The sequence below is a fragment of the Streptomyces sp. NPDC048636 genome (assembly GCF_040650655.1).
Classification (GTDB): Bacteria; Actinomycetota; Actinomycetes; order Streptomycetales; family Streptomycetaceae; genus Streptomyces.
In genome coordinates, this window is record NZ_JBEZHR010000010.1 from 215742 (window position 1) to 242567 (window position 26826).

General features: G+C 72.5%; 22 protein-coding genes, 1 tRNA gene and 1 pseudogene. 17 read left to right on the forward strand and 7 right to left on the reverse strand.

Annotated features, from left to right (window positions below):
• The first annotated feature begins 37 nt into the window (after positions 1–37).
• On the forward strand, positions 38–571 hold the full coding sequence (locus AB0C66_RS25935) for a DUF1203 domain-containing protein (RefSeq protein WP_362443167.1): 534 nt from the start codon (positions 38–40) through the stop codon (positions 569–571).
• A gap of 61 nt (positions 572–632) precedes the next feature.
• Here the strand turns inward: AB0C66_RS25935 and AB0C66_RS25940 are convergent, their stop codons facing one another.
• On the reverse strand, positions 633–1361 hold the full coding sequence (locus AB0C66_RS25940) for an endonuclease V (RefSeq protein ID WP_362443170.1): 729 nt from the start codon (positions 1359–1361) through the stop codon (positions 633–635).
• A gap of 27 nt (positions 1362–1388) precedes the next feature.
• Between AB0C66_RS25940 and AB0C66_RS25945 the strand changes: the two genes are divergently transcribed.
• The gene (locus AB0C66_RS25945; RefSeq protein WP_362443173.1) at positions 1389–1688 is read left to right on the forward strand and encodes a YciI family protein; all 300 of its coding nucleotides are present in this window, start codon (positions 1389–1391) and stop codon (positions 1686–1688) included.
• A gap of 118 nt (positions 1689–1806) precedes the next feature.
• Here AB0C66_RS25945 and AB0C66_RS25950 read toward each other — a convergent pair whose 3' ends face one another.
• Together AB0C66_RS25950 and AB0C66_RS25955 are read right to left on the reverse strand one after the other, a co-directional pair.
• A complete protein-coding gene (locus tag AB0C66_RS25950; RefSeq protein WP_362443348.1) occupies positions 1807–2877 on the reverse strand; it encodes an oxidoreductase in 1071 nt (356 codons plus the stop codon).
• Positions 2878–3089: 212 nt separating this feature from the next.
• A complete protein-coding gene (locus AB0C66_RS25955) occupies positions 3090–4646 on the reverse strand; it encodes a sigma factor (protein ID WP_362443176.1) in 1557 nt (518 codons plus the stop codon).
• Positions 4647–4875: 229 nt separating this feature from the next.
• On the opposite strand from AB0C66_RS25955, the gene AB0C66_RS25960 reads away from it, so the two are divergent.
• The gene (locus AB0C66_RS25960) at positions 4876–5295 is read left to right on the forward strand and encodes an SsgA family sporulation/cell division regulator (protein WP_362443179.1); all 420 of its coding nucleotides are present in this window, start codon (positions 4876–4878) and stop codon (positions 5293–5295) included.
• A gap of 52 nt (positions 5296–5347) precedes the next feature.
• Here AB0C66_RS25960 and AB0C66_RS25965 read toward each other — a convergent pair whose 3' ends face one another.
• Complete coding sequence (locus AB0C66_RS25965; protein ID WP_362443181.1) at positions 5348–6028, reverse strand: GPP34 family phosphoprotein; 681 nt, start codon at positions 6026–6028, stop codon at positions 5348–5350.
• Positions 6029–6178: 150 nt separating this feature from the next.
• Positions 6179–6805: a hypothetical protein gene (locus AB0C66_RS25970; RefSeq protein WP_362443184.1), complete on the reverse strand. Its 627-nt coding sequence runs from the start codon at positions 6803–6805 to the stop codon at positions 6179–6181.
• A 288-nt stretch (positions 6806–7093) separates the two neighbouring features.
• Here AB0C66_RS25970 and AB0C66_RS25975 point away from each other — a divergent pair.
• Together AB0C66_RS25975 and AB0C66_RS25980 are read left to right on the forward strand one after the other, a co-directional pair.
• Positions 7094–7288: pseudogene (locus AB0C66_RS25975) on the forward strand (helix-turn-helix transcriptional regulator); the annotation flags it as partial.
• Positions 7289–7957: 669 nt separating this feature from the next.
• Entirely contained in the window at positions 7958–8950 is a 993-nt protein-coding gene (locus AB0C66_RS25980) for a hypothetical protein (RefSeq protein WP_362443351.1), read from the forward strand.
• A gap of 46 nt (positions 8951–8996) precedes the next feature.
• On the opposite strand, the gene AB0C66_RS25985 is transcribed toward AB0C66_RS25980, so the two are convergent.
• Positions 8997–12428, reverse strand: a complete 3432-nt coding sequence (locus AB0C66_RS25985) for a hypothetical protein (protein WP_362443187.1) — start codon at positions 12426–12428, stop codon at positions 8997–8999.
• 463 nt (positions 12429–12891) lie between these two features.
• Between AB0C66_RS25985 and AB0C66_RS25990 the strand changes: the two genes are divergently transcribed.
• From AB0C66_RS25990 to AB0C66_RS26025, 8 genes are all read left to right on the forward strand, one after another.
• Entirely contained in the window at positions 12892–14361 is a 1470-nt protein-coding gene (locus AB0C66_RS25990) for an aldehyde dehydrogenase family protein (protein ID WP_362443190.1), read from the forward strand.
• Between the two features lie 40 nt (positions 14362–14401).
• Positions 14402–15949, forward strand: coding sequence for an APC family permease (locus AB0C66_RS25995; protein WP_362443193.1), 1548 nt, complete (start codon positions 14402–14404; stop codon positions 15947–15949).
• 10 nt (positions 15950–15959) lie between these two features.
• The gene (locus tag AB0C66_RS26000; RefSeq protein WP_362443196.1) at positions 15960–17510 is read left to right on the forward strand and encodes a GMC family oxidoreductase N-terminal domain-containing protein; all 1551 of its coding nucleotides are present in this window, start codon (positions 15960–15962) and stop codon (positions 17508–17510) included.
• An 86-nt stretch (positions 17511–17596) separates the two neighbouring features.
• Positions 17597–17677, forward strand: coding sequence for a putative leader peptide (locus AB0C66_RS26005; protein WP_362443353.1), 81 nt, complete (start codon positions 17597–17599; stop codon positions 17675–17677).
• Positions 17678–17888: 211 nt separating this feature from the next.
• Positions 17889–18443, forward strand: a complete 555-nt coding sequence (gene ssuE / locus AB0C66_RS26010) for an NADPH-dependent FMN reductase (protein WP_362443199.1) — start codon at positions 17889–17891, stop codon at positions 18441–18443.
• A 174-nt stretch (positions 18444–18617) separates the two neighbouring features.
• Positions 18618–19079: a hypothetical protein gene (locus tag AB0C66_RS26015; protein ID WP_362443202.1), complete on the forward strand. Its 462-nt coding sequence runs from the start codon at positions 18618–18620 to the stop codon at positions 19077–19079.
• A gap of 67 nt (positions 19080–19146) precedes the next feature.
• Entirely contained in the window at positions 19147–21321 is a 2175-nt protein-coding gene (locus tag AB0C66_RS26020) for a hypothetical protein (protein WP_362443205.1), read from the forward strand.
• A gap of 17 nt (positions 21322–21338) precedes the next feature.
• Positions 21339–21878: a hypothetical protein gene (locus tag AB0C66_RS26025; RefSeq protein ID WP_362443208.1), complete on the forward strand. Its 540-nt coding sequence runs from the start codon at positions 21339–21341 to the stop codon at positions 21876–21878.
• Between the two features lie 217 nt (positions 21879–22095).
• On the opposite strand, the gene AB0C66_RS26030 is transcribed toward AB0C66_RS26025, so the two are convergent.
• Positions 22096–22183 (reverse strand) — tRNA-Leu (locus AB0C66_RS26030).
• Between the two features lie 235 nt (positions 22184–22418).
• On the opposite strand from AB0C66_RS26030, the gene AB0C66_RS26035 reads away from it, so the two are divergent.
• From AB0C66_RS26035 to AB0C66_RS26050, 4 genes are all read left to right on the forward strand, one after another.
• The gene (locus AB0C66_RS26035; protein ID WP_362443211.1) at positions 22419–22715 is read left to right on the forward strand and encodes a hypothetical protein; all 297 of its coding nucleotides are present in this window, start codon (positions 22419–22421) and stop codon (positions 22713–22715) included.
• A gap of 93 nt (positions 22716–22808) precedes the next feature.
• Positions 22809–23669 (forward strand): formate dehydrogenase accessory sulfurtransferase FdhD, encoded by an 861-nt coding sequence (gene fdhD, locus AB0C66_RS26040; protein WP_362443214.1) that lies wholly within the window; start codon positions 22809–22811, stop codon positions 23667–23669.
• 249 nt (positions 23670–23918) lie between these two features.
• The gene (locus tag AB0C66_RS26045) at positions 23919–25862 is read left to right on the forward strand and encodes a sialidase family protein (RefSeq protein WP_362443217.1); all 1944 of its coding nucleotides are present in this window, start codon (positions 23919–23921) and stop codon (positions 25860–25862) included.
• A gap of 97 nt (positions 25863–25959) precedes the next feature.
• Positions 25960–26652 (forward strand): class I SAM-dependent methyltransferase, encoded by a 693-nt coding sequence (locus AB0C66_RS26050; protein ID WP_362443220.1) that lies wholly within the window; start codon positions 25960–25962, stop codon positions 26650–26652.
• The last annotated feature ends 174 nt before the right edge of the window (positions 26653–26826 follow it).

Sequence of the window (26826 nt, forward strand, 5' to 3'; positions counted from 1 at the left end):
CCAGCATGGGCTGGTTTCCCCGATCAGCATGAGCCATATGAACGACAACGACATCCCCCAGACGGGCACGACAGAACACCCCACCCCCCGGTACGAGCTCCGGGCCATCGCGCCCGAGGCGCTGAAGCGGCTGCGGATCGCCGATGACGCGGACCGTGCGCCGCGTGTCGTGGTGGAGGACGCGGAGGGCAACTCACCGCTGCGCTGCTGCCTGGGCCGCAGCCTGCCGCACGAGACCATCGTGCTGCTCTCCTACTCCCCGCTGCTGCGCTGGGCGCTGGACAGCGGCGCCGACCCGGGCCCGTACAACGAGACCGGCCCGGTCTTCGTCCACCGCGAGGAGTGCGACGGCTTCACCGGCCCCGGCGTCCCGGACGGCCTCCGCGGCGACCGGCGGGTGCTGCGGGCGTACTCCGCCGACGGCTCCATCCTGGGCGGACTGCTGCTGGACGTCGGCACCCCGACGATCGAGGAGGGGCTCGAGGAGCTCTACCGCGATCCGCGGGTGGCGGCGGTGCATGTGCGCGGTGTGGAGTACGGCTGCTTCCTGGCCGAGACACGCCGCGTCTGACGGTCGGGCCCTCCGAGGCGGCCGGAACCGCCGGGGCCGCCGACGCGGTCGTGTCGGCCGGTCAGCTTCGGGGGGACCGCGCGTCCGCCAGCGCCCGGCGGCACAGCGCGTCCGCGCGCCGGGTGGTCTCGGGCTGCCGGAACTCCCGGGCGAGATGGAGGGTGTGGGCACAGGCGCTGTCGAGGTCGACCCGGTGGCCGACCGAGACGAACACCGGCTTCACCCCGTCCCGGGTGCGCAGCGCCCGGCCGACCTCCTCGTCCCCGTCCAGCAGCGGTGACCAGTCGCCGCGGCGCGGTCCGGGGTCGGCGTGGCGGAAGGTGAACGGGTTCTTGGCGACGCCGATGACCGGCAGCCCCGTCAGCACCCCCAGATGGCTGGCCAGCCCGAAGCGACGGGGGTGGGCCAGTCCGTAGCCGTCGCACACCACCAGGTCCGGGCGGTGACCGGCCCGGTCGAGGGCGCCGAGCGCGTCCAGCACCGCCGGTATCTCACGGAACGCCAGCAGTCCGGGCACATAGGGGAAGGTGACCGGGCCGACCGCCGTCGCCTCCCCGACGACCGCCAGGGTGCGGGGGTCCAGCGCCACCGCGGCGGCCGCGACCACCCCGCGCTCGTCGTCGTACGCCACGTCCACCCCGGCCACCGGGCCGGTGCCCGTGCCCGGCGGGGCCACCTCCCCGGCGGTCACGACGGAGCTCCGCAGCCGCTCCTGGACGGCGGTCGCCTCGGCCTCGTCGCCGGGCCAGCCGGACGGCAGTTCGTAACGCGGGGGATCTGTGCTGGTCATCGTGGGCATCACGCTACTATCCCGATCATGTTCATCCTGGACGTGACCTACACGGCACCCCTCGACCGCGTCGAGGCCCTGCTCCCCGCGCATATCGCCTGGCTGGACGCGCAGTACGCGGCGGGTGTCTTCCTCGCCTCGGGGCGCAAGGAACCGCGCGAGGGCGGGGTGATCGTGGCGGTCGGCGGCGACCGCGCGGCGCTCGAGACGCTGGTGACCACCAACCCGTTCACGGTCGAGGGCGTGGCCACGTACACGATCACCGAGTTCATCGCCACCAAGACGGCTCCGGCGCTGGAGCCCTACCGACAGCAGCCGGCGCCCTGACCCACTGTGCGGAGCCACGGGCGCCGCACACCACCGGGGCGCCCCGGGCGACTCGTCGACCACGCCTCCCGCACTTCCGCCGGGCCCCGTCACGGGGCGGGGTCCGGCGGACGCCCGGTCATCGCGCCGCCGTGATCCCCAGCCGGGCGATCCGGCCCTTCTCCCCCGCCGCCCAGCAGCCGAGGTCCGGGGCACAGTCGACGGTGTCGTACGAACCGGTGCCGACGGTGCGCCAGCTGCGGCCCGCGTCGGTGGTGAGGTCGGTACCGGTGGGGCCGACGGCCAGGGCCGCCCGGCGGCTGTACGGCAGCCAGCTGACGCCCGAGCGGTAGGCGGACGGCGGCCGGACCGCCGTGGTCCAGCGGGATCCGCCGTCGCCTGTGACGGCCGCCGCGCGCGGGGACTGCTGGTCGGGCCGGTAGTCGCCGCCGACGGCGAGTCCGTGCCGGGCGTCGCGGAAGGCGAGCGCGAACACCCCGCGCGCCGGATCGCCCGCGGGGACCGGGGTGTCGGCCACCGTCCAGGTGCGGCCGCGGTCGGTGGTGTGGAAGACCCGGGAGGTGGCCGCCCCACCGGTGGCGAACCACGCGTTCCGCCCGCCGGAGGAGACCAGGCACTGCCCGCTCGCGGCGAAGGCGGCCTCGCCCTGCTGTGCGGCGGGCATACCGTCCGAGGGCAGGACGCGCCAGCTGCGGCCGCCGTCCCCGGTCGACAGGATCCGGTAGCGGCCGTCCACCGGATCGCTCAGCGCGATCCCGTGCCGGGAGTCGAAGAAGGTCACGCAGTCGTAGAAGGCGCGCGGATCGTCGTTCCGGAAGCTCTCGCTCCAGGTCGCGCCCCCGTCGTCGGTGCGGAAGATCCGGGACGCCTCGCCCTCACCGATCGCCAGCACCACCGCGCGCCGGGCGTCGAACGCCTCGACGTCGCGGAACTCCAGCCCCTCCGCACCGGGCGGGGAGACATCGCGCCAATCGCGCCCCCCGTCGCGCGTCCGCAGCACCGTGCCCTTGGTGCCCGCGACCCACGCCGTGTTCCGGCTGACCGCGGCCAGCCCGCGGAACCGGGCGTCGGTGCCGCTCTCCGTGAGCCGCCACCCGACCCCCGACCGGCCCTGGTCGCCCGCCGGTTGGGCCCGCGCGGGCGCCGTCGTCACGGCGGCGAGCGCCATCGCGCAGAGCCCGGCCGCCATCGTGCGTCTCATCATGCTCACGATCCCCATGCCCCTCATGGAGCTGGAAGCTAGCCCATCCGCGGGACGCCGTCCACGGATGAGTGAGGTAGTGAGCGGGAGAATCCCGTACCGCGACGGGTCGGGGTGCCGTGCGAAACGGGTCCGGGGCCACGGTCGCTGCGGGGAGCAGCGGCCGTGGCCCCGGACCTCGGTGGTACGCCGGGCGGCGCTCAGCGCTTGTTGTCGACGCAGACCCGCACCAGCACCGACACACACTCCTCCGAGCCGTCGGCGGACGAGGCGGTGGGCTTGGCGGTCGGCTTGGCCGTGGGCTCGGCGGTCGGCTCGCCACTCGGCGTGGAGCTCCCGCTCGGGGTGCCACCGGGCTCGTCGCCGGGTGTTTCGCCGGGCTCACCGGGCCGGGTCGGCTCGCTCGTACCGCCGTCGGTCGGGTCGCCCGTCGGGTCATCGCTCGGGTCGTCCGTCGGCGACGGGGAGGACGGATCGGACGGCTTACCCGAAGGCGACGAGGAGGGCGAACCGGGTGAAGTCGGCCGCGACGAGGGCGAAGAGGACAAAGGGGATGACGGCGCGGCGGAGGACGGTGCCGAACCCGAGGGGGAGACCGCGCTCGACGGCACGTCCGACGGCGACCGCCCCGCGGGCGCGCTGCTGGACGGCCGGTGCCGGGAAGCCTCACGCGCGGCCTCCGACCGCAGGTCGTCCGGGTTGCGGGAGGACGCGGAGCTCTCCGGCGAACCCGCCGACTCCGACGACTCGAGCCCCTGCGGCGGCACCCCGGCCCCGCCCGGGTCCGACGGCGCCGACGCCGCCGCGGGCTGCCCCGGCTCGGCCGCTCCGCCGTCGGTCAGGGCCAGTCCGGCCGCGACCGCCGCGCTCGTGACGAGCAGCACACCGACACCGGCGACAGTGGCCGCGACCGGTCCGGCCTGGCGCACCTGTCCGCGCATGAGGTGGCGCATCGAACGCCGGGTGGACACCAGCGTGCCGCCCGTGGTGGCGGCGTGCGCGGCGCCGAGCGGCACCGTGCGGGTGGCCGCGGTCATCGCCGTGGCTCCGCCGAAGGCGGCGGCGAGCGGTGCCAGCCAGCCGGCCGTACCGCGGTCCAGCAGTGCGAGCAACGCCGGTCCGGTGAGCGCGGACAGCCGGCCGTCGGCCGCCACCATCTGCTCCATCCGGCCGCGGCAGTCCTGGCAGCCCTCGATATGCACGGCTATCTGCTCGGCCTGGTGCGGAGTGTCGACGCCCTGCACATGCGCGGGCATCCGCTCCCAGTGCGCACCGCAGGCCGCGCTCGCCGCGGCACCCGGCTGGGCGCGCAGATACTCCTGGCGCAGGCTCTCCCGGGCCCGCTCCACCAGCGCGGCGGCGCCGTCGGCATGGGTGCCGAGACGGCGGGCCACACCCTCCGGCGACAGCCCGTCCACCTCCGCGAGCCACAGTGCCGTGACCCAGCGCTGCGGCAGTTCGCCCAGGACCTCCACCAGCGGTTCGAGATGGGAAGCGCGCTGCGGCGGCCCCCAGCTCGCGGCGGCGGCGGAGAGCCCCCGCACGGCGCTGGTGAGTTCGGCCGGTACGGCGACGGCGGCGATCGGCTGCCCGCTCCGCACCCGGCGCCACACCCGGTAGTGGGCCTCGGCGACGAGGTCGCCGGCGGTCCAGGGGTTACCGGTGAGGGTGCGCGCATACGCGACGAGACGCGGGTATTCGGCTTCGTAGAGGCGGTGGTAGGCGGCCGCGTCGAGCGCCGCGGGACGTTGGTGCATGGTGGAACAACCCCTGGGGTGGTGCCTCGCCGGCGGCGGAGTTTTGTAACAGCTCCGCACGGCGCCCGAGACCGGGCATGGTTTTCGCAAGCCTAAATGCCCTATGTCCCCTCGAAAAATCAGTCGTGACATACGTCACAGCAACGGTGGGTGCACTGGTGTGATCGCCCGTACGTCTTAACGGGCGTAAGCGAGGCGGGGACCCGCACCGAGAACAAGGGAGCCGGCGTTGTCCACAGTCATCGACCAAGCCGTCCAGGCGCACCTCATCGCGTCGACGCCCGAGGCACGCGCCATCCCGGCCTGTCTGCGCTATGAGCCCGACGACCCGTTCGCGGTGCGCGTCTCCTTCCCGCCGTCCGCCTCCCTCGACGGGACCGCGGTGGAGTGGACGTTCGGGCGGGAGTTGCTCGCGGCGGGGCTGCGCGGGCCCGCGGGCAACGGCGATGTGCAGATGTGGCCGTGCGGTCCGCAGCGCACGGTGCTGGAGTTCCACGCCCCCGAGGGCATGGCCATGGTCCAGTTCGACACCGGCGATCTGCTGCGGTTCCTCGGCCGTTCGTACGCCGCGGTCGCGGAGGGCAGCGAGAGCGGAGCGATGAACCTGGACGACGGACTGGCCTCGCTGCTGGGAGACGCCCCCGCCTGAGCCGACGGCTCAGCGCCCCCCGCCCGCCGCACCCGGGGCCGTCGAAGGCCCCTCAGGTGCCGCCCGGGGACGTGGTCGCCACGAGGATCGCCGTGGTGACCGCCGCGGCGAGGGCCGCACGCACCTGTGCGATGACTTTCTCCAGAACCGGCCCCATTCCCCCGCTTCGTTCCGCCAGTTCCGTGATGCGCTCCTTGTGGAGCTTCGCGTCCTTGACCGTCACCACGGTCCGCAGCTCCCCCGCCGCCGCGAGTGCGACCAGCGCCGCGTCCCGCTCGGACACCTCGGCCACCGGCTGGTCGCCGTGCAGCACCCGCACCGCGTCCTCGCGCATCCCCGCCACCAGATCGGTCCGCTCCAGCCGGTACTCCCTCCGCGGGAACACCCCCAGCACGCGCCGTGTCTCCACGCGCAGATACCCCGCGGCCACCAGCTGATCGCGCACGGCGTGCTCGGTGAGCCGCGGCTGATGCCCCACCCAGGAGGCCCAGGTGCGCGGCCGGGACTCCCCGATCAGCTCCAGCAGCCCGTCGAGCGCGGGGTCCCCGGTCATGGCGTCGGGCACCGGACGGGGCCTGCCGTCGGTGTCGGTGAGCAGCCCGCGCTGGGCGAGCTCGGTGAGGGCTCCGGCGCGGACGAGCAGCCCGGTGTGGGCCCCGGCGGGTCTGCCGGTCTCCGGGTCGAAGGCGAGCAGATGGAGCGCGGCGGCCAGGGAGAGCGAGCCGTTCGGCACGGGGACCTCCGGTCGGTGTCGTCCGGTCGGTGTCGTCCGGGTCGGTGCGAGGTGTCCCGACCATATCCGCCGGAGGACGTGCCGGGGCGGCGGCCACGCGCACCCCCCTTGCGCGCGCGTGACCGCCTGCCCCCGGGCCGCCCCGCGGCCCTACGGGTGGTAGAGCTTGACGACGGCGGTCGTGGTGGTCCGCTGGAAGTCCGCGACCGGAGCCTGGTCGAAACCGCCCATCTCACCCCACTGGACGACGGTCACCGTCCGGCCGTCCCGGCCCACGCCGTAGAGGTGGATCCCGGGCTCGGAGTCCGGGTACGAGGTGTGGACGCCGTAGACATGGGCGCCGTCCTCGGCCGGCAGCGCGCCGTAGTCCCGCCACGAGGCGGTGCCTTCGGGGTAGTCCCGCTGCCAGTTGGCGGCGCAGTTCCGGATCTTCTTCTCCGCGGCGGCGGCCAGTGTGCGGGCGGCGTCCACGGTGCCGGTCCGCACCACGATCTGGCTGGCGCCGGTGTCGTACTCGGTCCAGAAGGTGCGGTGGGTCGACCCGGCCGAGGGGAAGGTCCTGGCCACGCAGAACGGGACGTTCTCCGGCAGCCCCTCGGTGACGTCACCCGCGTACCAGTCGGAGCGGGGGTGCGGCGGAAGTTCCCTCGGCACGAGGTGGCCGGGTGTGCCCGGGGCCGCGGCCAGGGCCGGGCCGGTCCCGGCCACCCCCAGGACGGCGGCCGCGGCCACCGCCCCCGCGGCGGCGGTGCGGAGTGCGTGCTTGACCATGCTCATCAGATGATTCCCCGTCTCTTGCGGTGAGGGCGACAGCGGTACGACTCATGCCGGTGGACCTGTCATGTCACGGTTCACGGGTGCCGCCGGGCGGTCCGCGGCGGCAGGTCCTAAGCGTGCGGGCCGCCGGGGCGCGGACGCCAGGAAAGTCGAGGCATCCGGGACGCTGGAATGCCTGCACGTACGCTGACTTGGGGGTATGACAACAGCCTGGAACGCGTTCGCGGGACACCCGCGGGACGCGAGCGGGTGGGGATACGGGGAGACACGGGGAAGGGGGGCGGTTCCATGGGGAGCGCCCATGAGGTCGCGGAGTTCGCGGAGAGCCTGCGGGCCCTCAAGGAACGGTCGGGCCGCAGCTACGGATCGCTGGCCACGCGACTGCACGTCAGCACGTCCACGCTGCACCGGTATTGCAACGGCGACGCGGTCCCGGCGGAGTACGCGCCGGTGGAACGGCTCGCCCGGCTCTGCGGAGCCACCCCGGAGGAGCTGATCGCCCTCCATCGCCGCTGGGTCCTGGCCGACGGGGCCAGAACCCCCCGGGGCGGCGCCCCGGGCAGACCCCGCCCCACGACGGGGACGGGCGCGGGGGCGGGGACGGAAGCGGGTGCCGACGCGCGGGCGGGCTCGGCGACGAGCGGTACGGCGAACGGAGACACGGGCGCGGACGCCCAGGCACCGACGGCGGAGCCGTCCGCCGCGCCGTCCGCCGAACACGGCTCCGGGCCGGGCCCTCACGGCAATTCGGGGCGAGCGCCGGACACGGGGGCCGATGCCCAGGCACCCACGGCGGAGCCGTCCGCCGCGCCACTCGCCGGCACCCACGGCGGTGCGCGGCGGGCCACGGCGATCGGCCGAGAGACCCCTGCTCAGCCACCGGCGGCGGAGCCGTGCGCGGGGCCGAGCGCCGGGCGTGGTGGGGGTGCTGCGACGGACGAAGGGACACGCCGGGGCACGGCGGAGCCGAGCGGTGGGCCAGGCGACGGCGCCGGGACGCACGGCGCGGCTCGGGGGTGGAGGCGTCGGGGCGGGCGGGGCGGTGCCGGGGCGGTTCAACCGGCTTCCTCGTCCGGCGAGTCCGGGCCGGGCGGCGTACGGCCTCGGGTGCGGTGGGCGGCGGTGGGGGGCGGCTCCCAAGAACAGAGGCGGTTGCGGGCCGTACCCACGGACGAGGGCGCGGCCCCGCGCCGCGGTTGGCGACGGCGGCCGTGGGCGTTCATGGCCGGGGCCGCCGCCATGGTCGTGCTCGCCATCACGGCGGTGGAGGTGCGGCCGCCCGGCGACGACGGGCGGAAGGACACCGCCTCGCCCCGGTCCTCCGCCGACCCACGGTCCGCCGCGCCCGTCGGCCCGACCGCGCGCGGCCGTCTGGACCGGGCGGAGACGGGCGGCGACAAGCACGCGTCGGGCGCGCCGCGTCGCAAGAACGACCGGCGCCACGGCGGTGGCCCCTCCGGCGGCTCCGCCGCGCCCTCACCGGGCGCGTCCGGCCGTCCGGACGACACGCCCGGCAACGGCGGCTCCCGCACCCCGCTCACCCTCAGCACCCGCTCCCATGTGTGGGAGAACGGCTGCGACCACCGCTACCTCATCGACCGGCCGCCCGCCGACGTCGCCCCGCCGCCCACCGAGCAGGACGCGCCGACATGGGCCTCGGCCTACGGCGCCGTGCACGGCGGGACCACCAACGTGGAGGTCACGGTGCAGGGCCGGGCATCGTCCGCGGTGGTCCTCCAGGCACTGCACGTACGGGTGGTGGGGCGGAGCGGCCCGCTGCCGTGGTCGTCGTTCGCGATGGAGAACGGCTGCGGCGGCTCCCTCACCCCGCGCGCGTTCTCGGTCGATCTAGACGCCTCCCGTCCGCTCGCCCGCCCGACCGACGGCAATGACGCGGGCAAGCCGCTCCCCGCCGTCCGCTTCCCGTACCGCGTGTCGGACACGGACCCGGAGGTGCTGCGGATCAACGCCCGTACCTCCGGCTGCGACTGCCGCTGGTATCTGGAGTTGGAGTGGTCGAGCGGCGGGCGCGAGGGGACGGTGCGGATCGACGACCACGGCGCGCCGTTCCGCACCAGCGGGGCCAAGGGCCGCCCCGAGTACGGCTACGACTACGGCGAGGCCGCCTGGCGCAAGAACAGCTGACCCGCGCCGCGCGGGCCGGGGCGCCGCGCGGGCCGGGGCGCCGCACCTACTCCTCCGCCGTGGCCACCAGCAGCGCCGCGTCCCGTACGTCCGGGTGCGGATGCCCGCGCAGCGTACGCAGTTGCTCGCGCCACGGCTCCGACCAGTCGGTGCGACGGCCGCCCGCCTCGGTGACGGTGGTGGCGAACAGCCCGGCGGCGTGTCCGCCGTCCTCGCCGAGCTGCCGCGCCGCACGCCGCAGCGCCTCGTCGGAACCGGGCCGCGCCGCCGCGTTCAGCCGCCGGTGCAGTACGTCGGCGGTACGGGCGGCGAGGGCCGGGCGGGCGGAGTGGAGGCGGCTAAGCCGGGCGAGCGCGGCGGCCAGCGGGCCGGGGCGGGAGTCCAGGTCCAGTACGTGGACGAGGACATGGGCGGCGTCGGGGATGAACGTCTCGTATCCGGCGAGGAGTTCGGCCGCGGCGGTGGCGGCGCGCCGCATCGGGCGTGTCGCGGCGCCGCCGGGGGTGCGCCCGGCGAGCCGGGTGGCGAGGTGGCGGATCCGGCGGCGCGCGGGGCGGTCCCGGCCCGGCGCGGCGTCGGGCGTGTCCGGCCGGGCGTCGGCGGTGGCGAGGGCGGCGAGGGCCCAGGCCAGCGGATTGTCCTCGGGCGTGCCGTCGGGGGCGGCGGCCACCAGGGCCAGCAGCGCGTCGGCGGCGGAGGCCCAGCCCGCCCGGTTGTCGAGATCGGTGATGGCGGTGACGAGGACGGCCGCCACGTCCGGCGCCCAGGGCGACCAGAGGGCGAGTGCGGCATGGCCCGCCGCGGCCACCTCGGGGTCGTCGGTGTCGCAGACGACGCGTATCAGCTGGGCGTAGCGCGCCCGGTGGGCTTCGGGCAGGTCCAGCGGATGGACGCGCAGCACGGCGTGGCGCAGCTCGCGCCGCCCGCCCGCCGCGGCGGTCAGCATCTCCCAGGCCCGCTCGGCGTCGAGCAGCCGGGCCGCGAAGGCCACGCAGGCGGCCTGGACGTCGTGGTGCTGACCGGGCACCTCACGGGCGTCGGCGAGGAGGGTGGCGGCATCGGGCACCGGCAGCAGGGTGGCGGCGAGCCGGGCGGCCTCCTTGCGTCTGGTGACCTTCGGGGGCACGGCCGGTACGGCCGTCGCCACCCCGTCCGGGGCGAGCACGCCGCGGATCGGGGCCGCCAGCAGGGAGGGCGCGGTGTAACGGGCCGCCCGGGTGGCCGCGTACATCGCCACCCGGGCCCGGTCGCCGCCCGCGTGGGCAAGCAGTGCGGGCAGGGCGTCCCCGGGCCGGTCGGTGTGCGCGAGCGCGGCGAGGGCGGCCTCGGCCAGCACCGTGTCATCGACACCGGCCCAGCCCCGTACGGCGGTGGCGCCGGTGCCGGGGATCAGCGCGGCGCGGGCGAGGGCCGAGGTGCGCTCATGGGCCGGACGGGAGGTGTCGGCGACGGTCCGCTCCAGCAGGCGTGCGGCGGCGGCCTGCTGGCGGGGCAGCCAGCGGTCGGCGTCATGGGTGGCGGGCGGGGTCCACGCGGTGCCGGGGGTGAGGAACCGGCCGTAGGGCGGCGTGTCGGCCAGGACGAGGTCCAGCAGATCGGTGCGCCGACGTGTCAACACGGCGAGGACGGGCGGCAGTACGGCCGCCGAGGGGTCCTGTGCGACAAGCTCCGCGACCCGCGCGTCGCGCTCACCGGGCGGCTCCAGCCACAGCTCGACCGCGGTTCGGGCGGTGGTGTCGCTGCCGAACTGAATGGCCTGGTGCAGCAGTTCCTGGAGTTCGGGCATGGCGTGGGCGCGCCGTCCGAGCGAGCGGACGAGGGCGAACGTCAGCTCGTGGTCGACCCGGTCGGCGCCCGCCTCGAGCCAGGGACGCAGCGCCTCGAAGACGGCGTGTTCCTGGCCGCGCCGCAGGGTGTGGTCGAGTCTGCCGAGGTCGGCGGCGCCGACCCGCCCGGCCAGCCGGGTGACGGTGCGCAACGCCCAGCCCAGCAGCTCCCGCTGTCCGGTGACGGCGTGTTCGCGCAGCAGCGCGATGGCGAGCCCGCGCAGCGCCCGCCGGGTGGCCGGGGAGGAGTCCCGGGCCTGGATCGCGTCGCCCGCGACCCGGTCCAGCTGGTCGGCGGCGTCGTCGGTGAACAGGGCGGGAGGGACGGTGGCGAGCGCGCCGAGCGCGGCCGCGCGCACCGGGTCCTGTTCGTTGCGCAACCGCTCCAGCAGGTCCAGCAGGGAGGTGACGGCGGCGGGGTCGCCGGAGTGGGCGGCATTGCGGATCAGCAGTGGATAGGCGAGGGCGCGGTCCTCCGCGGCGGAACGGCGTGTCGCGCCGAGCAGTTCCTCGCGCGCCTCGTCGACCGGCAGATACGCCACGGCCTCCAGCACCGCGGTCCAGTGCGCCCCGCGGTCCCGCGCCCGCGCCGCCATCCGGCGCGCCTCCTCCTGCCGCGTGACACGCGGCAGCACATCGAGGACCGCCGGGTCGATGGAGGTGTGGTCGCGGTCGTGTTCCGCGGTGGCGTGGTCGAAGACATCGGCGCGGCGGCCGGGCGGCAGCGCGGCCAGCAGCCGCGCCAGCGCGTCCGGGTCGTGCCGCAGCGCCCGTGCCAGCATGGGGATTTCGGGCGGGTCGGCACGTACGAGGCGGCGCAGTACGGCCCGTTCGAGGCCGCGGCCGCGCAGCAGGGGCGCCTGGTCGGGGGTGAGCAGCAGCCGCAGCGTACGCGTGGGGTCGGCGGCCATCAGCGCGGACAGCCGGTGCCGTACCGGGACCGGCAGCACGCCGTGGCACACATCCTCCAGCAGATCCAGCACCCGGTCCGGCTCGGCGGGCACGGCCAGCGCCACACCGTGTGCGTACCGCGTCCACCAGGCGTCGCGCAGCGCCTGGGGCAACGCGGTGAGCTGCCGCTCGGCCTCGTCGAGGAAGGTGCGGGGGTGGCGGGCGACCAGGGCGCGCCAGCCGCCGACGGCGTGGAAGAGGGCGGGCAGCAGCCGCGCGAGGGTGTCCGCTCCACAGCCGGGCAGCAGCCGGGCCGCCTCGGCGTCGCCCCACCGCTCCCGCACCGGGTCGATCAGCCGGTCGGCGAGTGCGGTGCGCCGCCCGGCGACGACGGTACGTGCCAGCTCCCGGCGTACGGCGGCGGGCGCGTCCTGGAACGCCGTCTCCAGCGCCTCGTCGTCGATACCGTCCCCGTCACGCGCCACCGCGAGGGCGTGGTGGCGCACCACCGGGTCCGGGTCCAGCAGCCGCTCCTCGAGGTGGCCGGTCCGGCCGCCGACCGACGCGGCAGCTGCCGCGAGCCGCCGCTCATACGTCCCCCGCCGTTCCAACTCGACGATCAGCGCGCCGAGTTCACCGCGTGCGGTGGCCGCCCTGGTCCGTACGGCCAGTTCGTGCATCCGGCGCGGATACGGCATCGGGTCGAGGGCGGTGAGCAGTTCGTCGGCGAGGGCGCGGGGGGCTTCGGACTCGTGGACCATGACGAGGATTCTGCACGGTGAAGATGTACCGGCCGTAAGGGCATCGGCCCAGGGTGGCCTGGGGAACCCCAGGGTTTCCGGCTCGGGGGCCGCCGGACCCGGCCGCCCGGACCGCGAGCGGGGTGGCGGGAGCGAGGGAGTGCGCCGGGAGAGCCGCGGTCCGCCCGGCGCCGCCCGCTCCCGTCCCGCGCCGCCCGTCGCCGTCACACCCGCACACCCGCCCGTCGCCGTCACACCCGCACACCCGCCCGTCGCCGTCACACCCGCCCGTCACCGCCCACCCCCGCCGATCAGCGGCCGCGTCCCGGTTACGCCGTGCGAGGGAGACCGGCGCCACTTACGCTCGGTGTGTGGACCGGCCTCGCGCACCCGGGGGACCGAGGGACGGCGAAGGATCACCGAGCGTGGTGTCACCACGGTCACCACGGGGGTCGGCCACTCCGTCCGAGCCCGGAGGCGATAGATGCCGGAGCTTTTCATCGGCGGCAGCTGGACGGCCGCCCTCGACGGACACACCCGTGAGATCCGCTGCCCCGCGGACGGCAGTCCGGTGGCCACGATCGACGAGGCCGGGCCGAAGGACACGGCCGCGGCCATCGCGGCCGCCCGAGACGCCTTCGACCGCGGCCCCTGGCCCGGCACCCCGGCCGCCGAGCGCGGCAGGCTGCTGCTGCGCGTCGCCGACCTGCTGGAGCGCGACAAGGCCGACATCGCCCGCGCCGAGTCCCTGGACACCGGAAAGCGGCTGGTGGAGAGCGAATACGACCTCGACGACATCGCCAACTGCTTCCGCTACTTCGGCAATCTGATCTCTTCCGCGAGCCCGGGGCGGGTCATCGACGTGGGCAGCGCGGAAGTGGACAGCAGAGTGGTGCATGAGCCGGTGGGGGTCTGCGGTCTGATCACACCGTGGAACTACCCGCTGCTCCAGACGGCCTGGAAGGTCGCACCCGCGCTCGCCGCCGGGGACACCTTCGTCCTCAAGCCCAGCGAGCTGACCCCGCACAGCGCCATCGGGCTGATCCGGCTGCTGGCCGAGGCCGGGGTACCGCCGGGCGCCGCCAATCTGGTGCTGGGCGCCGGATCGACCGTGGGGGCGCCGCTGGCCACGGACGAGCGGGTGGACCTGGTGTCGTTCACCGGTGGTGTGGTCACCGGGCGCTGGATCATGGCGGCCGCCGCGCCCACCGTGAAGAAGATCGCGCTGGAGCTGGGCGGCAAGAACCCCAACATCGTCTTCACCGACTCGGACTTCGACACCGCCGTGGACTACGCCCTGATGGCCGTGTTCCTGCACGCCGGGCAGGTGTGCTCGGCGGGGGCCCGGCTGCTGGTCCAGGAGCAGCTGCACGACGCGTTCATCGACGAGATCGTGCACCGGGCCCGGCAGATCCGGCTCGGCGGTCCGTTCGACGAGGACGCCCGCAGCGGCCCGCTGATCTCCGCGGCGCACCGCGAGAAGGTGGCGGCCTATGTGGCGTCCGGGCTGGACGCGGGCGCGGTGCTGCGCTGCGGCGGGGCGCCGCCGGACGATCCGGATCTCGAGCGGGGCTACTTCTATCTGCCGACGGTCCTGGACGACTGCACCCCGGACATGTCCGTGGTGCAGGAGGAGTCGTTCGGCCCGGTGCTCACCGTGGAGCGGTTCCGCGACGAGGACGAGGCCGTCGCGCTGGCCAATGACACGGTGTACGGGCTGGCCGGGGCGGTGTGGACACAGGACGCGGAGAAGGCGCAGCGGGTGGCCTCCCGGCTGCGCGCCGGCACCGTGTGGATCAACGACTTCCATCCCTATGTCCCGCAGGCGGAATGGGGCGGGATGAAGCAGTCCGGGATCGGGCGCGAGCTGGGCCCGGCGGGGCTCGCCGAGTACCAGGAGGCCAAGCACATCTGGCGCAACACCGCGCCCCGCCCGCAGAGGTGGTTCTCATGACACCGCGGAGGTGGCTCATGACACCGCGGAGGTGGTCCGTATGACGGCGACCGAGCCCGCCGAGCCGTCGCCGGGTGCCCGTCCCGAGGGCGGCCACGACGACGACTCGATCACCGAGCTGGGCTACCGTCCCGAACTCAAGCGCACCCTCGGCAACTTCCACACCTTCGCCGCCGGGATCAGCTATATCTCCATCCTCACCGGCACCTTCCAGCTGTTCTACTTCGGGGTGAACCACGGCGGCCCGGCCTACTGGTGGTCCTGGCCGATGGTGTTCGCGGGCCAGCTGATGGTGGCGCTCTGCTTCTGCGAACTGGCGGGCCGCTATCCGGTGGCCGGATCGGTCTACAACTGGTCCAAGCTGCTGGGCGGTCCGCATGTGGGCTGGCTGGGCGGCTGGATGATGATGACGGCCACCATGGTGTCGTTGGCCGCGGTGGCACTGGCGTACCAGATCACGCTGCCGCAGATCTCCGCGTGGTTCCAGTTCATCGGCGACGGCAGCAGCGGTACCGAACGGGCGGCCAACGCGGTGGTGCTCGGCAGCATCCTGGTGCTGTTCACCACGCTGGTGAACGGCTTCGGTGTGAAGCTGATGGCGCGGATCAACTCGGCGGGCGTGGCCATCGAGCTGATCGCCGCGATCGTGCTGATCCTGCTGCTGGCCGCGCACATCACCCGCGGACCGTCCGCCGTGCTGGAGACCAACGGCCTCGGCAGCGGACAGCATCTGGGCTATCTGGGGGCGTTCCTGACCGCCTCGCTGGCCTCGGCCTATGTGATGTACGGCTTCGACACCGCGTCCTCGCTGGGCGAGGAGTCCCTGAACCCGGCCCGCAACGCGCCACGTGCCATTCTGCGGGCGCTGGTCGCCTCGTTCATCATCGGCGGGCTCATCCTGCTCTTCGCCCTGCTCGCGGTGGAGAACCTGCGAGCCAAACAGCTCTCGGTGGACGGGTTGCAGTACGTGGTGCTGTCGACCCTCGGCGGCACCATCGGCGACATCGTGCTGTGGTGCGTGGTCATCGCCATCACCGTATGCGCGCTGGCCGTGCACACCGCGGGCATCCGGCTGATGTTCGCCATGGCCCGGGACAACAACCTCCCCGGCGGCTCCAAGCTGGCCCGGGTGCATCCGCGGTTCCAGACGCCGCTGCTCCCGGCGATCCTCATCGGTCTGGTGGCGGTCGCCATCCTGGTCATCAACATCAACCAGCCGCAGATCTTCTCGGTGGTCACCAGTATCGCGATCATCATGATCTACATCGCCTATCTGATGGTCACCCTGCCCATGCTGCTGCGCAGGCTCCGGGGCGAGTGGAAACCGGCCGAAGGGCGCTTCTCGCTGGGCCGGTTCGGGCTGCCGGTCAATGTGCTCGCGGTGCTGTGGGGGCTGGCGATGTCCATCAACCTCGCCTGGCCGCGTGCCGAGGTCTACAACGCCACCGGTCCCCAGCACTGGTATCTGCGCTGGGGCGCGTTCCTGTTCATCGGCGTCGTCGCGCTCGGTGGCTTCGCCTACTACTGGTTCGTCCAGCGCAACCACACGGGCGTGCTCGCCGAGCACGCCGCCCCCACCACCCCGTGAGGAGAGGTCCGTGGACGAGTTCGACTACGTGGTGGTCGGTGGCGGTACGGCCGGGTCGGTCGTGGCGGCGCGGCTGAGCGAGGACCCCTCGATCTCGGTGTGTCTGCTGGAGGCGGGCCCCTCGGACGTCGGCGACGACAACGTACTGCGGCTGGACCGCTGGATGGGACTGCTGGAGTCCGGCTACGACTGGGACTACCCCATCGAACCGCAGGAGTCCGGCAACAGCTTCATGCGGCACGCCCGCGCCAAGGTCCTCGGCGGCTGCTCGTCCCACAACTCCTGTATCGCCTTCTGGGCCCCGGCCGAGGACCTCGACGAATGGGCCGCTCAGGGGCTGGACGGCTGGTCGGCGGCGGACTGCTTCCCGCTCTTCGAGCGGCTGGAGTCCAATGACGCGCCCGGTGACCACCACGGCCACGACGGCCCGGTCACCCTCCGCAGCGTGCCGCCCAAGGACCCGTGCGGTGTGGCACTGCTCGCGGCCTGCGAGGAGGCCGGTATCCCCACCGTCGCGTTCAACACCGGCACCACCGTGGTCCGCGGCGCCAACTGGTTCCAGATCAACGCGCGCGAGGACGGCACCCGTTGTTCGGCCTCGGTGTCCTATCTGCATCCGGTCATGGACGAACGGTCCAACCTCGAGGTGCGCACCGGGCTCCAGGCGAAACGGCTGGTGCTGAACGAGGACCGGCGCTGCACGGGCGTCGCGTATCTGGCCCCCGACCTCATCCACACCCACACCGTGCACGCCCGGCGCGAGGTCATCGTCTCCTGCGGCGCCATCGACTCCCCGAAGCTGCTGATGCTCTCCGGTATCGGCCCGGCCGGCCAGCTGCGCGAGGTGGGCATCGACGTGGTGGTGGACGCCCCGGGTGTCGGCGAGAACCTCCAGGACCACCCGGAGGGCGTGATCATGTGGAACGCCGAGCAGCCCATGGTCACCAGCTCCACCCAGTGGTGGGAGATCGGCATCTTCTCCCCCACCGAACCCGACCTGGACCGGCCGGACCTGATGTTCCACTACGGCTCGGTGCCGTTCGACATGAACACCTACCGGCGTAACTATCCCACCTCGGAGAACGCCTTCTGCCTCACCCCCAATGTGACCCGCGCCCGCTCCACCGGCACCGTCCGGCTGCGCACCCGCGACTTCCGCGACAAACCCCGGGTGGACCCCCGCTACTTCACTCACGAACACGACATCCGCGTGATGACCGAGGGGTTCCGGGTGGCCCGCGATATCGCGGCCAGGCCCGCCCTGGCCCTGTGGGCGGGGGCCGAACTCGCCCCCGGCCCGGAAGTGAACACCGATGACGAGCTCTTCGACTACATCCGGCAGACCCACAACACCGTCTACCACCCTTCCTGCACGGTGAAGATGGGAGCGCCGGACGACCCGGGCGCCCCGCTCGACCCCCAGCTGCGGGTGAAGGGGGTGAGCGGGCTGCGGGTGTGCGACGGCTCGGTGATGCCGCATCTGGTCGCCGTCAACCCGTGCATCACCACGATGATGATCGGCGAGAAGTGCGCCGAAATGATCAAGCGCCGTCACCCCTGAGACGGGTCCCGGCGGTGTGTCCGGGATATGGAATGGCCACCGGTCCTCCTTGACCGGCCGGACTTTCCGCTGCTTGGATCGATGGCATGAAGCGACAGGACCTCACGCGGCGACGCCATGTCGACCTCGCGCGTGTCTCCAGTTCCTTCTGTTGCTGTCCGGCCTGATCCCGCGCCGGGCCCGAGCGTATTCCGCCGCTCTCCCCCACTGAGTTCACACGGAACGCCGCCATGGCACGCCCTGCGCGCCTTCCCGTTCCGACATCCGGCCGGTCCGGCCCCCGCCTTCGTGCCGCCGTATGCCGGTTCCCCCTGCCCTGCCCGCGTGCGGCTTCTTCTCCCCATCCCCCGTGCCCCCGGTTCCCCCGAAAGGTCCCCCATGGCCATCGTGCTGTCCCTCTCCGGCTCCCCCTCCGCCACCTCCCGCACCGCCCGGCTGCTGCGCCATCTGGACGCGCGGCTGACCGACCAGGGCCATGAGGTGGTCCCGCTGGACGTCCGTACGCTGCCCGCCGCCGCCCTGCTCGGCGCCGACTTCAGCCATCCGGCCATCACCCGCGCCACGGCACTCGTCGAGCAGGCGGACGGAATCGTCATCGGCACCCCCGTCTACAAGGCCGCCTACTCGGGGCTGCTCAAATCGCTGCTGGATCTGCTGCCGCAGTACGCTCTCGCGGGCAAGACCGTGCTGCCCCTGGCCACCGGCGGCACCACGGCACACGTCCTGGCCATCGACTACGCGCTGCGGCCGGTGCTGTCGTCGATGGGCGCGGCCCATATCGTCCAGGGCTGGTTCACCCTCGACAAGGACATCACCGTCCGGCCGGACGGCGGGGTGACGGTGTCGCCGGGCGCGGCCGAGGCGCTGGGGCAGGTGGTCGACCAGTTCTCGGTGGCGCTGGGCCGCACCGCCGTGTTCGCCGCCGCGGGCTGACACCCCCGGAAACTCCGCGTGGGCGGCCGGGTACGCCGAGTCCGTCTTTTCGGAATGAATCGTCTGATCCCTTCGCAACTCCCTTTAGCGGCACCACTGTTGTCGCCCCCTTCCGTTAACCCCTTGATAGGGTTTTGCTTTCCATGCCATTCACGGACCAGGGGGCGACACAGCATGTCCTTCAAGGAGGAGTGGAATCACCGGAAGAGTGAGGCGACCGACCAGCAGCCCGTACATACGCAGCTGAATCAGGCGAAAGGCAGCGGCGACGGTTCGGGCAAGACCCCGGACGGCGACCTCGTCGTCCGCGACGACCAGTTGGGCAAGGTCGGTGACATGGGGCGGGATCTGCGGGGACGGCTGTCCACGTACGGGGACCACGCCCGGCAGAACACCTTCGACGCGTCGATCGAGCTGTTCAACGACGGCCTGGACACGGGGTCCGCACTCACCGAGTTGCACGACGCGTGGAATACGAAGTTGCAGACGCTCAAGGAAGCCTGCGCACTCATCTCGAACCACCTCGACTACACGCGCGCCACGCACCGCGAGGACGAGCACAAGATCGTCACGGGGATGACCAACCTCGAGGGCAAACACATGACCGCTTCGCGCATATACGAATACATCAAGTGACCACGAGAACTCGGTAACGCGGAAAGACGTACCGCGAAGTGCGGTACGAGAACGGGGGAGCAACACCATGGGGCTGACGTACCAAGAACTCCATGATCTGCGGCTCGGGACGCTGCACAAGGCCGTCACCGACTGGAAGACGATGGTGGACAAGCTGGAGAAGCTCGCCAACGGCGGTGACGGGGACATCAGCGCGGCGGATCTCGCGAAGAAGGCCAACGGGGCAGACTGGAAGGGCGACAACGCCACGGTGACGAAGGCGTTCACCACGAAGACGGCGGAGCAGTTCCAGGACATCCTCACCGAGGCGCGCAGTGTGCACACGGTGCTCAGCGGCGCCTACAACAAGTTCATCGCCCATAAGAAGAAGCTCGGCGAGATCGTGGAGTGGGCGGCCAAGCAGGACATCCACATCACCGCCCAGGGCACCGTCAAAGCCCGTGACGACGTCGAGATGAAGCCGACACAGTGCCAGGTCGACGGCGTCGCCGATCAGATCAAGACCCTCCTGGGCGAGGTCGCCGAGACCGACCGCACGGCGGCCGCGGCGCTCCGCTTCCACGCCAAGGACAAGTACGACTTCGGTTCCACCGGGTTCAAGAGCTTCGGCGCCGCGAAGAAGTCCATCGACGCCTCCAACGCGTTCGTCAAGCTGGCCGAGAAAGACCCCACCAAGCTCAGCAACAAGCAACTCACCCAGCTCAACGACCTGTTGAAGGCACACCAGGGGGATCCCGTCTTCGCCGAACGGGTGGCGGGGGAGCTCGGCGCCAAGGGCACACTGAAGTTCTGGTCGGCCGCCACCGACCTGAACTCCTGGGACGGCAACGACAACTCCTACCGGAACCCCGACCGGGACGAGCGGATGAAACTGCTCCGCACCATGGAGCAGCGCTTCGGCACCACCCTTGGCCTGGCCTCGCGCCAGGACGGCGAGGGGATCCACCAGTGGAAGGACCAGGTGGTCGCGCTCGGCGGCCATCAATTCGCCGACAGCAACGGTGAGAAGCGCGGCTACGGGTTCCAGCTGATGAGCAATCTGATGCGGAACGGCACCTACGACAAGGACTTCCTGACCCACTACGGCAACCAGCTCACGGCCTACGAGAAGAAGCACACCGGTGACGTGGAGCTGGGGGGCGTCGGCAACCCGAAGCGCCACAACGTACTGCCCTGGGACACGCCGGACGCCCTGGCCCAGAACGATCCCCTGCATTTCGGCGACGACAAGGACGCGGGCCGGGACCCGATGACCGGGTTCATGAAGGCGCTGTCCAGGACCCCCGACGCCTCCACCGAGTTCTTCAGCACTCACGAGCCGCAGGACAACCTGAAGTGGGTGCTCAAGGACCGGCCGGTGCTCGACGACTCGATTCCGGACGGCGGCTACGGCGAGGTACACGAGCAGAAGACCCCCCGGCCGTACTGGGAGTCCACCGGAGCCGCGCTCACCGCCGCGGCCACCGGAGTCGACCCGGGCGACCCCTCGGCGAAGGCTCCCCCGCACACCCCGGCCCACCGGGAGATCCTGGACCAGTCGCTGGACTACCTCTCCGCCAAGAAGGACGACTTCCCGCCCGAGATGCGGGACGACATGGCCAAGATCCTCGTCAACCACGGTGACGAGTTCCACCAGACCGCCTCCGCCAAGGACGACGACCCCGGCGACCCCCGGCAGCTGGACCGCAAGCAGCTGCTGGAGGTCACCAAGCAGGTGTCGCGCGACCAGGACGCGTACGGCCTGCTCAACGACGGCATCAACCGCGAGATCGTCCACGACATCCACCACGACAAACCCGAGGACCCCAAGCAGACCCTCGAGCGTGCCGGGCACACGGTGGGATTCCTGGAAGAGGCGCGGTACCAGGCGCTGGCGGACAAGGTGGCGGCGGACAAACAGGACGCCGCGTGGAAGACGTTGTGGTCCTACCAGGGCGCCGGAACGGTGGCGGCCTTCATCCCGGAGGGCAATGTGGCCGGTGCCGTGGACCGCGGACTGTTCATGGCGTCCTACGCCTGGCGCCTGGACGAGGAGGCGCGCATCGGTGCGGAGAACCTCAAGCAGAACGGCGAGACGTTCGAAGGACGGTCTCAGCAGCTGAAGGCGTTCGCGGAGATCTGGAACAAGCAGTACCCCGACCACCCGTTCGACGAATACACCGCCCGCGAGGACATCGACAGGTCGGCGCTGAGCGGCAACGCGACCGCCCGTGGCCTCCCCGGCCGACAGCCCTCGCACTGACCCAGGGGAGCATCCCGTTGAAACGCAGTTCCCTCCTTGTGCTCAGCGGGGTGCTTCTGGTGGGTGCCGTCGGCTGTGGCGGGGAATCCCGCGACTACACGGTGCCCAAGAAGGTCTGCGGCACCGAGGTCGACCCCGATCTGCTCGCCCCGCTGCTGCCGGCGGGCGAGAAGTTGAAGACGCGTTCCATCACGTCGGACATCGGCCAGGAATGCGTCATCAGCGTGGTGCCCGATGGGAAGAGCGGCTATGTGCCGGCGCTCAGCATCAAACGGGACTCCGTCACCAAGGGCCATGACCCCCTGAAGGTCAAGGAAGACGCTCTGATCCGGTACGGCAACCCGAAGAAGGTGGACATCGGCGACGATGCCCGGCTCGCGGACCGGGGGGCGCTTGTCGCCACGTCCTGCCCGCCCAAGGGCAAGGACACCACGCTGGCGCTGGAGGTCCATCTCTCCTCCCCCGCCCCGGAAGACGTCTCCGAGCGCCGCAAGGCGCTCGAGCGCTTCCTGCGCGCGTATCTGCCGACGGCGGTCGAGGCGCAGGGCTGCCGGTAGCCGAGACGCGCACCACCGGAAGGGGCCGGGCCCACGCCCGGCCCCTTCCGGGAGATTCCGCCACGCGCCCACCTCAAGGATGTGGTCGAGCAGATCGCAGGTCACTCGATCCCCCCGAGACGCCTCAGGAGGACCGCTTCCTCAACGATGAAGTCAGAGGAGCTGACGTGCCCTGCCCAGAAACGCAGAAAACCCCAGGTGACCTGGGGTTTCTCGATGGTGTCCGAGGGGGGACTTGAACCCCCACGCCCGATAAAGGGCACTAGCACCTCAAGCTAGCGCGTCTGCCATTCCGCCACCCGGACAAGGTGTCTGCACCGCGGTCCCCGCGGCGACACGCACAACGATACCAAGCTTTTGGAGTGCGTTTCACCTGCGTATCCGTACCGCCCCGGGCGGTGCGGACAGGGGGTGACGGGGGTCGGGGAGCCACCCCCGATGCGACGCTCGGTAGGCGATCACGGGCGGACGGTGGCGGGGCAAGCTGCGGACAAGGTGAACCGTTCGCCGAGGAGCACCCCGCCGCTACGCTCACCCGTCATGGAGATAGCCGCCTACGTCACGCTCTTCGTGCTCATCATGGTCTACCCGGCCGTCGACAGCCGGATACGGCGCCTGGACCGCCGGGTCGCGCGGATCGAGGAGAAGCTCGACCTGGTCATGGAGCAGATGGGTATCGCCATGACCGTGCCCGGCCTCGACGAGGTCGAGCGACTGGCCCGGGGGGGCAAGACGGTCGAGGCCGTCAAGGTCTACCGCAGGCTCACCGACGCGGATCTGCTGGAGGCCAAGCGGGCGGTGGATCGGATGGCGGGTCCGGTCGGCCCCGGGGCGTGACCCCAGTCCGCCCGTGACCACGGCGTCGCCGGGAAATCCGTGCTGGACAATGGGGACGGTACGGAACCAGCCACGGAAGCGGGACTGATCGACATGGGACGGGTCACCGAGCGGCGCCGGGTCATCCGCGTCCGGGACGGCGCGGTCAGCGCGCGGCCGGACACTCTCGTCGCGGAGGAACCGCTCGAGATCCGGCTGAACGGCAAGCCGCTCGCCATCACCATGCGGACACCCGGCGATGACTTCGCCCTCGCTGCCGGGTTCCTAGTGAGCGAGGGGGTGCTCGGGCGCCGGGACGAGCTGGCGAACATCGTCTACTGCGCGGGCGCGACCGAGGACGGCTCGAACACGTACAACGTGGTGGATGTGAGGCTGGCGCCCGGCGTCGCCGTCCCGGACATCTCCCTGGAGCGGAACGTCTATACGACGTCGTCGTGCGGGCTGTGCGGAAAGGCCAGTCTGGACGCGGTGCGGACCACCGCGCGCTGGTCGCTCGCACCGGCCGACGCGGACGCGGCGCACACGCGGATCGAGCCGGAAACGCTCTCCGCCCTCCCCGACCGGCTGCGCGCCGCGCAGCGGGTCTTCGACCGGACCGGCGGGCTGCACGCGGCGGCGCTGTTCACGCCGGACGGTGAACTGCTGGACGTCCGGGAGGACGTGGGCCGCCACAACGCGGTGGACAAGCTGGTCGGACGGGCGCTCCAGCAAGGGGCGCTGCCGCTGTCCGGGGCGGTGCTGCTGGTCTCCGGCCGTGCCTCGTTCGAGCTGGCGCAGAAGGCCGTCATGGCGGGGATCCCGGTGCTGGCGGCGGTCTCGGCGCCGTCCTCGCTGGCCGTGGACCTGGCCGCGGAGACCGGGCTGACCCTGGTCGGCTTTCTGCGCGGCAGCTCGATGAACGTGTACGCGGGCGAGGAGCGCATCGCCCTGCGCAGCGCGGTCGACGGGGGCTGAAGCCCGATCTTCCGCGGAACCGCCGAATGGCCCCAACACACCCTGTTCCGGAGAGATCTGACGCAGGGTCCTTGTGGCGGCGGGCCGGGAGACGAGAAACTTTCAGCCCAGTCACCTCTGTGACATGGGATGTCCTGATGTCCTGATGGCCCGATGTCATGGCCCGATGTCATGGCCGGACGTCCCGATGTCCAGATCCCGTGCCGCCCAGGCGGCTCTGACGGACCGTCCGAAGGGCAGGTCGTGACCATGGCGTCAGTTCCCCTTCTCCGCACCAGACCATGGCGACGCCGCGCGACGGTGCTGCTCGCCGTCGCGGCGCTCGCCCTGACCCCGCTTCAGGTACGGGCCGCGGACGCGGATTCCCCCGCGTCCGCGGCCCGTACCGGTTCCGGATTCGAGCAGCAGGTGCTGTTCAAGGCCGCCGAGGAGCAGGGGTACTCCTGCTTCCGGATCCCGGCGGTCGTGAAGTCCAAGGACGGCACCCTGCTGGCGTTCGCCGAGGGCCGGGTGGACAACTGCGGGGACGCCGGGGATATCGACCTGGTGCTGAAGCGCTCGACCGACGGGGGCCGCACCTGGGGCCCGCTCCAGGTGATCAACGAGGGCGGCGGGGACACCCACGGCAATCCGGCGCCCGTGGTGGACCGGCGCACCGGCCGGATCGTGCTCGCCAGCACGTACAACACCGGCCGGGACGACTCCCAGAGCTGCGAGGTGCCCTGTGACCGCACCCCGCACCTCCAGTACAGCGATGACGACGGCGCCAGCTGGTCGGCGCCGGAGGATCTCAGCCCCGCCCTGCTGCCGCCGTCCTGGAACTCCTGGTACGCCACCGGCCCGGTGCACGGCATCCAGCTCCGGCACGGCCGGCACAAGGGCCGTCTTCTCTTCACCGTCAACACCGAGAGCCACGACGGCACCCGCATCACCCATAACCACGCCGCGCTGGCCTACAGCGACGACGGCGGCCGGCGCTGGAAGCTCGGCGCGGTGGACACCTTCCCGATCGCGGCGGACGGCACCTTCCGGCAGAAGCCGTCCGAGATGACGCTCGTGGAGCGCTCCGACGGTTCGGTCTACGTCAGCGGACGCGAGCAGGACGGCACCGACCTCGGCCACCGTGACTACGCCATCAGCCGGGACGGCGGTCAGAGCTTCACCACGCCCTTCCGCACCGTCCCCGATCTGCCCACCCCCCAGGTGCAGGGCTCGATCCTGCGGCTGTCCGACTCCGGCCGCGGCGGCCACGGCAGACTGCTGTTCGCCGCCCCCGCCGACCCGGACCGGCGCCGCACCATGATGATCCGTTCCTCCTGGGACGAGGCCCGAAGCTGGGACGGGGTGGAGAACGGCGCGGTGGTGACCACCGACTGGTCCGGCTACTCGGACATGGCCGCGATCTCGCGGGACACGGTCGGACTGCTCTACGAGGGAGGCGCGGTGGACGCGCGCGACGAGATCCGCTTCGCCCGGTTCACCGAGGACTGGCTCGGCCCGCGCCGCGCCCCCGCGCCCACCACCGAGGACCGCGCCCCCGGCGCCCGGCCCGCGACGGTGCTCGGCGGCGCGTCCGGCACCGAGGGCCGGTTCGGCCGCGGGCTGTCCTTCGACGGCACCGATGACGCGGTACGGCTGCCGTACCGTGACGCGTTGCCGCTGGGGACCCGTGACTTCACCGTGAGCATGTGGTTCCGCTACTCCGCCGCCTCGGGACAGCACCCCTTCCTCTGGATGGGCGGGATCGGCACCAAGCAGCCCCAGGTCTGGCTGCGCGGTGAACCGACGGGCAACCGGATCCGGGCGCTGATCACCACGGTCAACGGCTTCGCCACCTTCACCAGCGCCTCGGTGAGCACCGGCGCCGCGTACAACGACGGCCAGTGGCACCACCTCGCCCTGACCCGCTCCGGCGGACGGCTCTCCCTCAGCGTGGACGGCGGCGCCACCGCCACCGCGCCCGACGCCCCCGGCACCGTCAGCCGCACCTCGCCGTTTGCCGTCCACCTCGGCCAGACCGTGGACAGCCGGTCCCGGATGACGGGCGATCTCGACGAGTTCCGGCTCTACGGCCGGGCGCTGAGCGATACCGAACTCCGCCAGGTCCGGGAGTTCAACGCGCCGCTCGACGGCCATGGCTCCGGCGCCCTGGTCCGGCTGCCGCTGGACCGCGTACGGTCCGCCCACCGCTGAACCCCTCGGGTCCCGGGCCGGGCGGTGCGCCCGGGACCCGCACATGTCCCGTCCCACGCACGGGCGTTGTCGTCAGGGTTGGCTAGGGTGCCTGCTCATGACCGAAGCCGACTTCCTCCGGGCCACCCGGGCGTCCTATGACACCGTCGCCGTCGACTACGACGCGCGCTTCGGCGATGTGCTGGCGGGCAGGCCGCTGGACCGCGCGCTGCTCACCGGTTTCGCCGAGACCGTACGGGAGGCCGGGGGCGGACCGGTGGCCGACGTCGGCTGCGGTCCTGGCCGGATCACCGCCTATCTGCACGGTCTGGGGCTGTCCGTCTTCGGCGTCGATCTGTCGCCCGGGATGGTCGCGCTGGCCCGGCGGGAGCATCCGGGGCTGCGGTTCGAGGAGGGATCGATGCTGGCCCTGGACCAGCCGGACGGTTCGCTCGGGGCCGTGGTGGCCTGGTACTCGACCATCCATGTCCCGGCGGAGCGGCTGCCGGAGGTGTTCGCGGAGTTCCACCGGGTGCTGGCGCCGGGCGGCCGGCTGCTGGTCGCGTTCCAGGTGGGCGATGATCCGCTGTGCTTCACGGAGGCGTTCGGCCACCCGGTGGAGCTGACCTTCCGACGGTGGCGGCCGGACCGTATCGCCGAGCTGCTGGACCGGGCGGGGCTGCCGGTCCACGCGCGGACGGTGCGGGGTCCGGAGCACACGGAGTCGCACAGCGAGTCCACCCCGCAGGCGTTTCTGATCGCCCGCAAAGCGGTCGGGGACACCGGGCAGGGAGGTCCGCGGGCGGTGTGACGGTGGACACACCTGGCTTGATCACGAGGGGTCCGGCAGCCGCTCCGGGCCGGGCGCGAGACCCCGCGTCCGGGACTCCCGACTTCGCACCGCCGTACGGCGATCGGCCGTGTGACGCCATGGCACGGGCGGCCGTGCGGCCTCCTGTCGGCGCCATTCGCGCGGGCCCTGTGC

Bases quoted from the DNA above. Each gene is read 5' to 3' on its own strand.
- AB0C66_RS26050 (WP_362443220.1), top strand. From the start codon at position 25,960: ATGACCGAAGCCGACTTCCTCCGGGCCACCCGGGCGTCCTATGACACC.
- AB0C66_RS25945 (WP_362443173.1), top strand. From the start codon at position 1,389: ATGTTCATCCTGGACGTGACCTACACGGCACCCCTCGACCGCGTCGAG.
- AB0C66_RS26015 (WP_362443202.1), top strand. From the start codon at position 18,618: ATGTCCTTCAAGGAGGAGTGGAATCACCGGAAGAGTGAGGCGACCGAC.
- AB0C66_RS26035 (WP_362443211.1), top strand. From the start codon at position 22,419: ATGGAGATAGCCGCCTACGTCACGCTCTTCGTGCTCATCATGGTCTAC.
- AB0C66_RS25970 (WP_362443184.1), bottom strand. From the start codon at position 6,805: ATGAGCATGGTCAAGCACGCACTCCGCACCGCCGCCGCGGGGGCGGTG.
- AB0C66_RS25935 (WP_362443167.1), top strand. From the start codon at position 38: ATGAACGACAACGACATCCCCCAGACGGGCACGACAGAACACCCCACC.
- AB0C66_RS25990 (WP_362443190.1), top strand. From the start codon at position 12,892: ATGCCGGAGCTTTTCATCGGCGGCAGCTGGACGGCCGCCCTCGACGGA.
- AB0C66_RS25950 (WP_362443348.1), bottom strand. From the start codon at position 2,877: ATGGCGGCCGGGCTCTGCGCGATGGCGCTCGCCGCCGTGACGACGGCG.
- AB0C66_RS26005 (WP_362443353.1), top strand. From the start codon at position 17,597: ATGAAGCGACAGGACCTCACGCGGCGACGCCATGTCGACCTCGCGCGT.
- AB0C66_RS26020 (WP_362443205.1), top strand. From the start codon at position 19,147: ATGGGGCTGACGTACCAAGAACTCCATGATCTGCGGCTCGGGACGCTG.
- AB0C66_RS25995 (WP_362443193.1), top strand. From the start codon at position 14,402: ATGACGGCGACCGAGCCCGCCGAGCCGTCGCCGGGTGCCCGTCCCGAG.
- AB0C66_RS25985 (WP_362443187.1), bottom strand. From the start codon at position 12,428: ATGGTCCACGAGTCCGAAGCCCCCCGCGCCCTCGCCGACGAACTGCTC.
- AB0C66_RS25955 (WP_362443176.1), bottom strand. From the start codon at position 4,646: ATGCACCAACGTCCCGCGGCGCTCGACGCGGCCGCCTACCACCGCCTC.
- ssuE (WP_362443199.1), top strand. From the start codon at position 17,889: ATGGCCATCGTGCTGTCCCTCTCCGGCTCCCCCTCCGCCACCTCCCGC.
- AB0C66_RS25940 (WP_362443170.1), bottom strand. From the start codon at position 1,361: ATGACCAGCACAGATCCCCCGCGTTACGAACTGCCGTCCGGCTGGCCC.
- fdhD (WP_362443214.1), top strand. From the start codon at position 22,809: ATGGGACGGGTCACCGAGCGGCGCCGGGTCATCCGCGTCCGGGACGGC.
- AB0C66_RS26045 (WP_362443217.1), top strand. From the start codon at position 23,919: ATGGCGTCAGTTCCCCTTCTCCGCACCAGACCATGGCGACGCCGCGCG.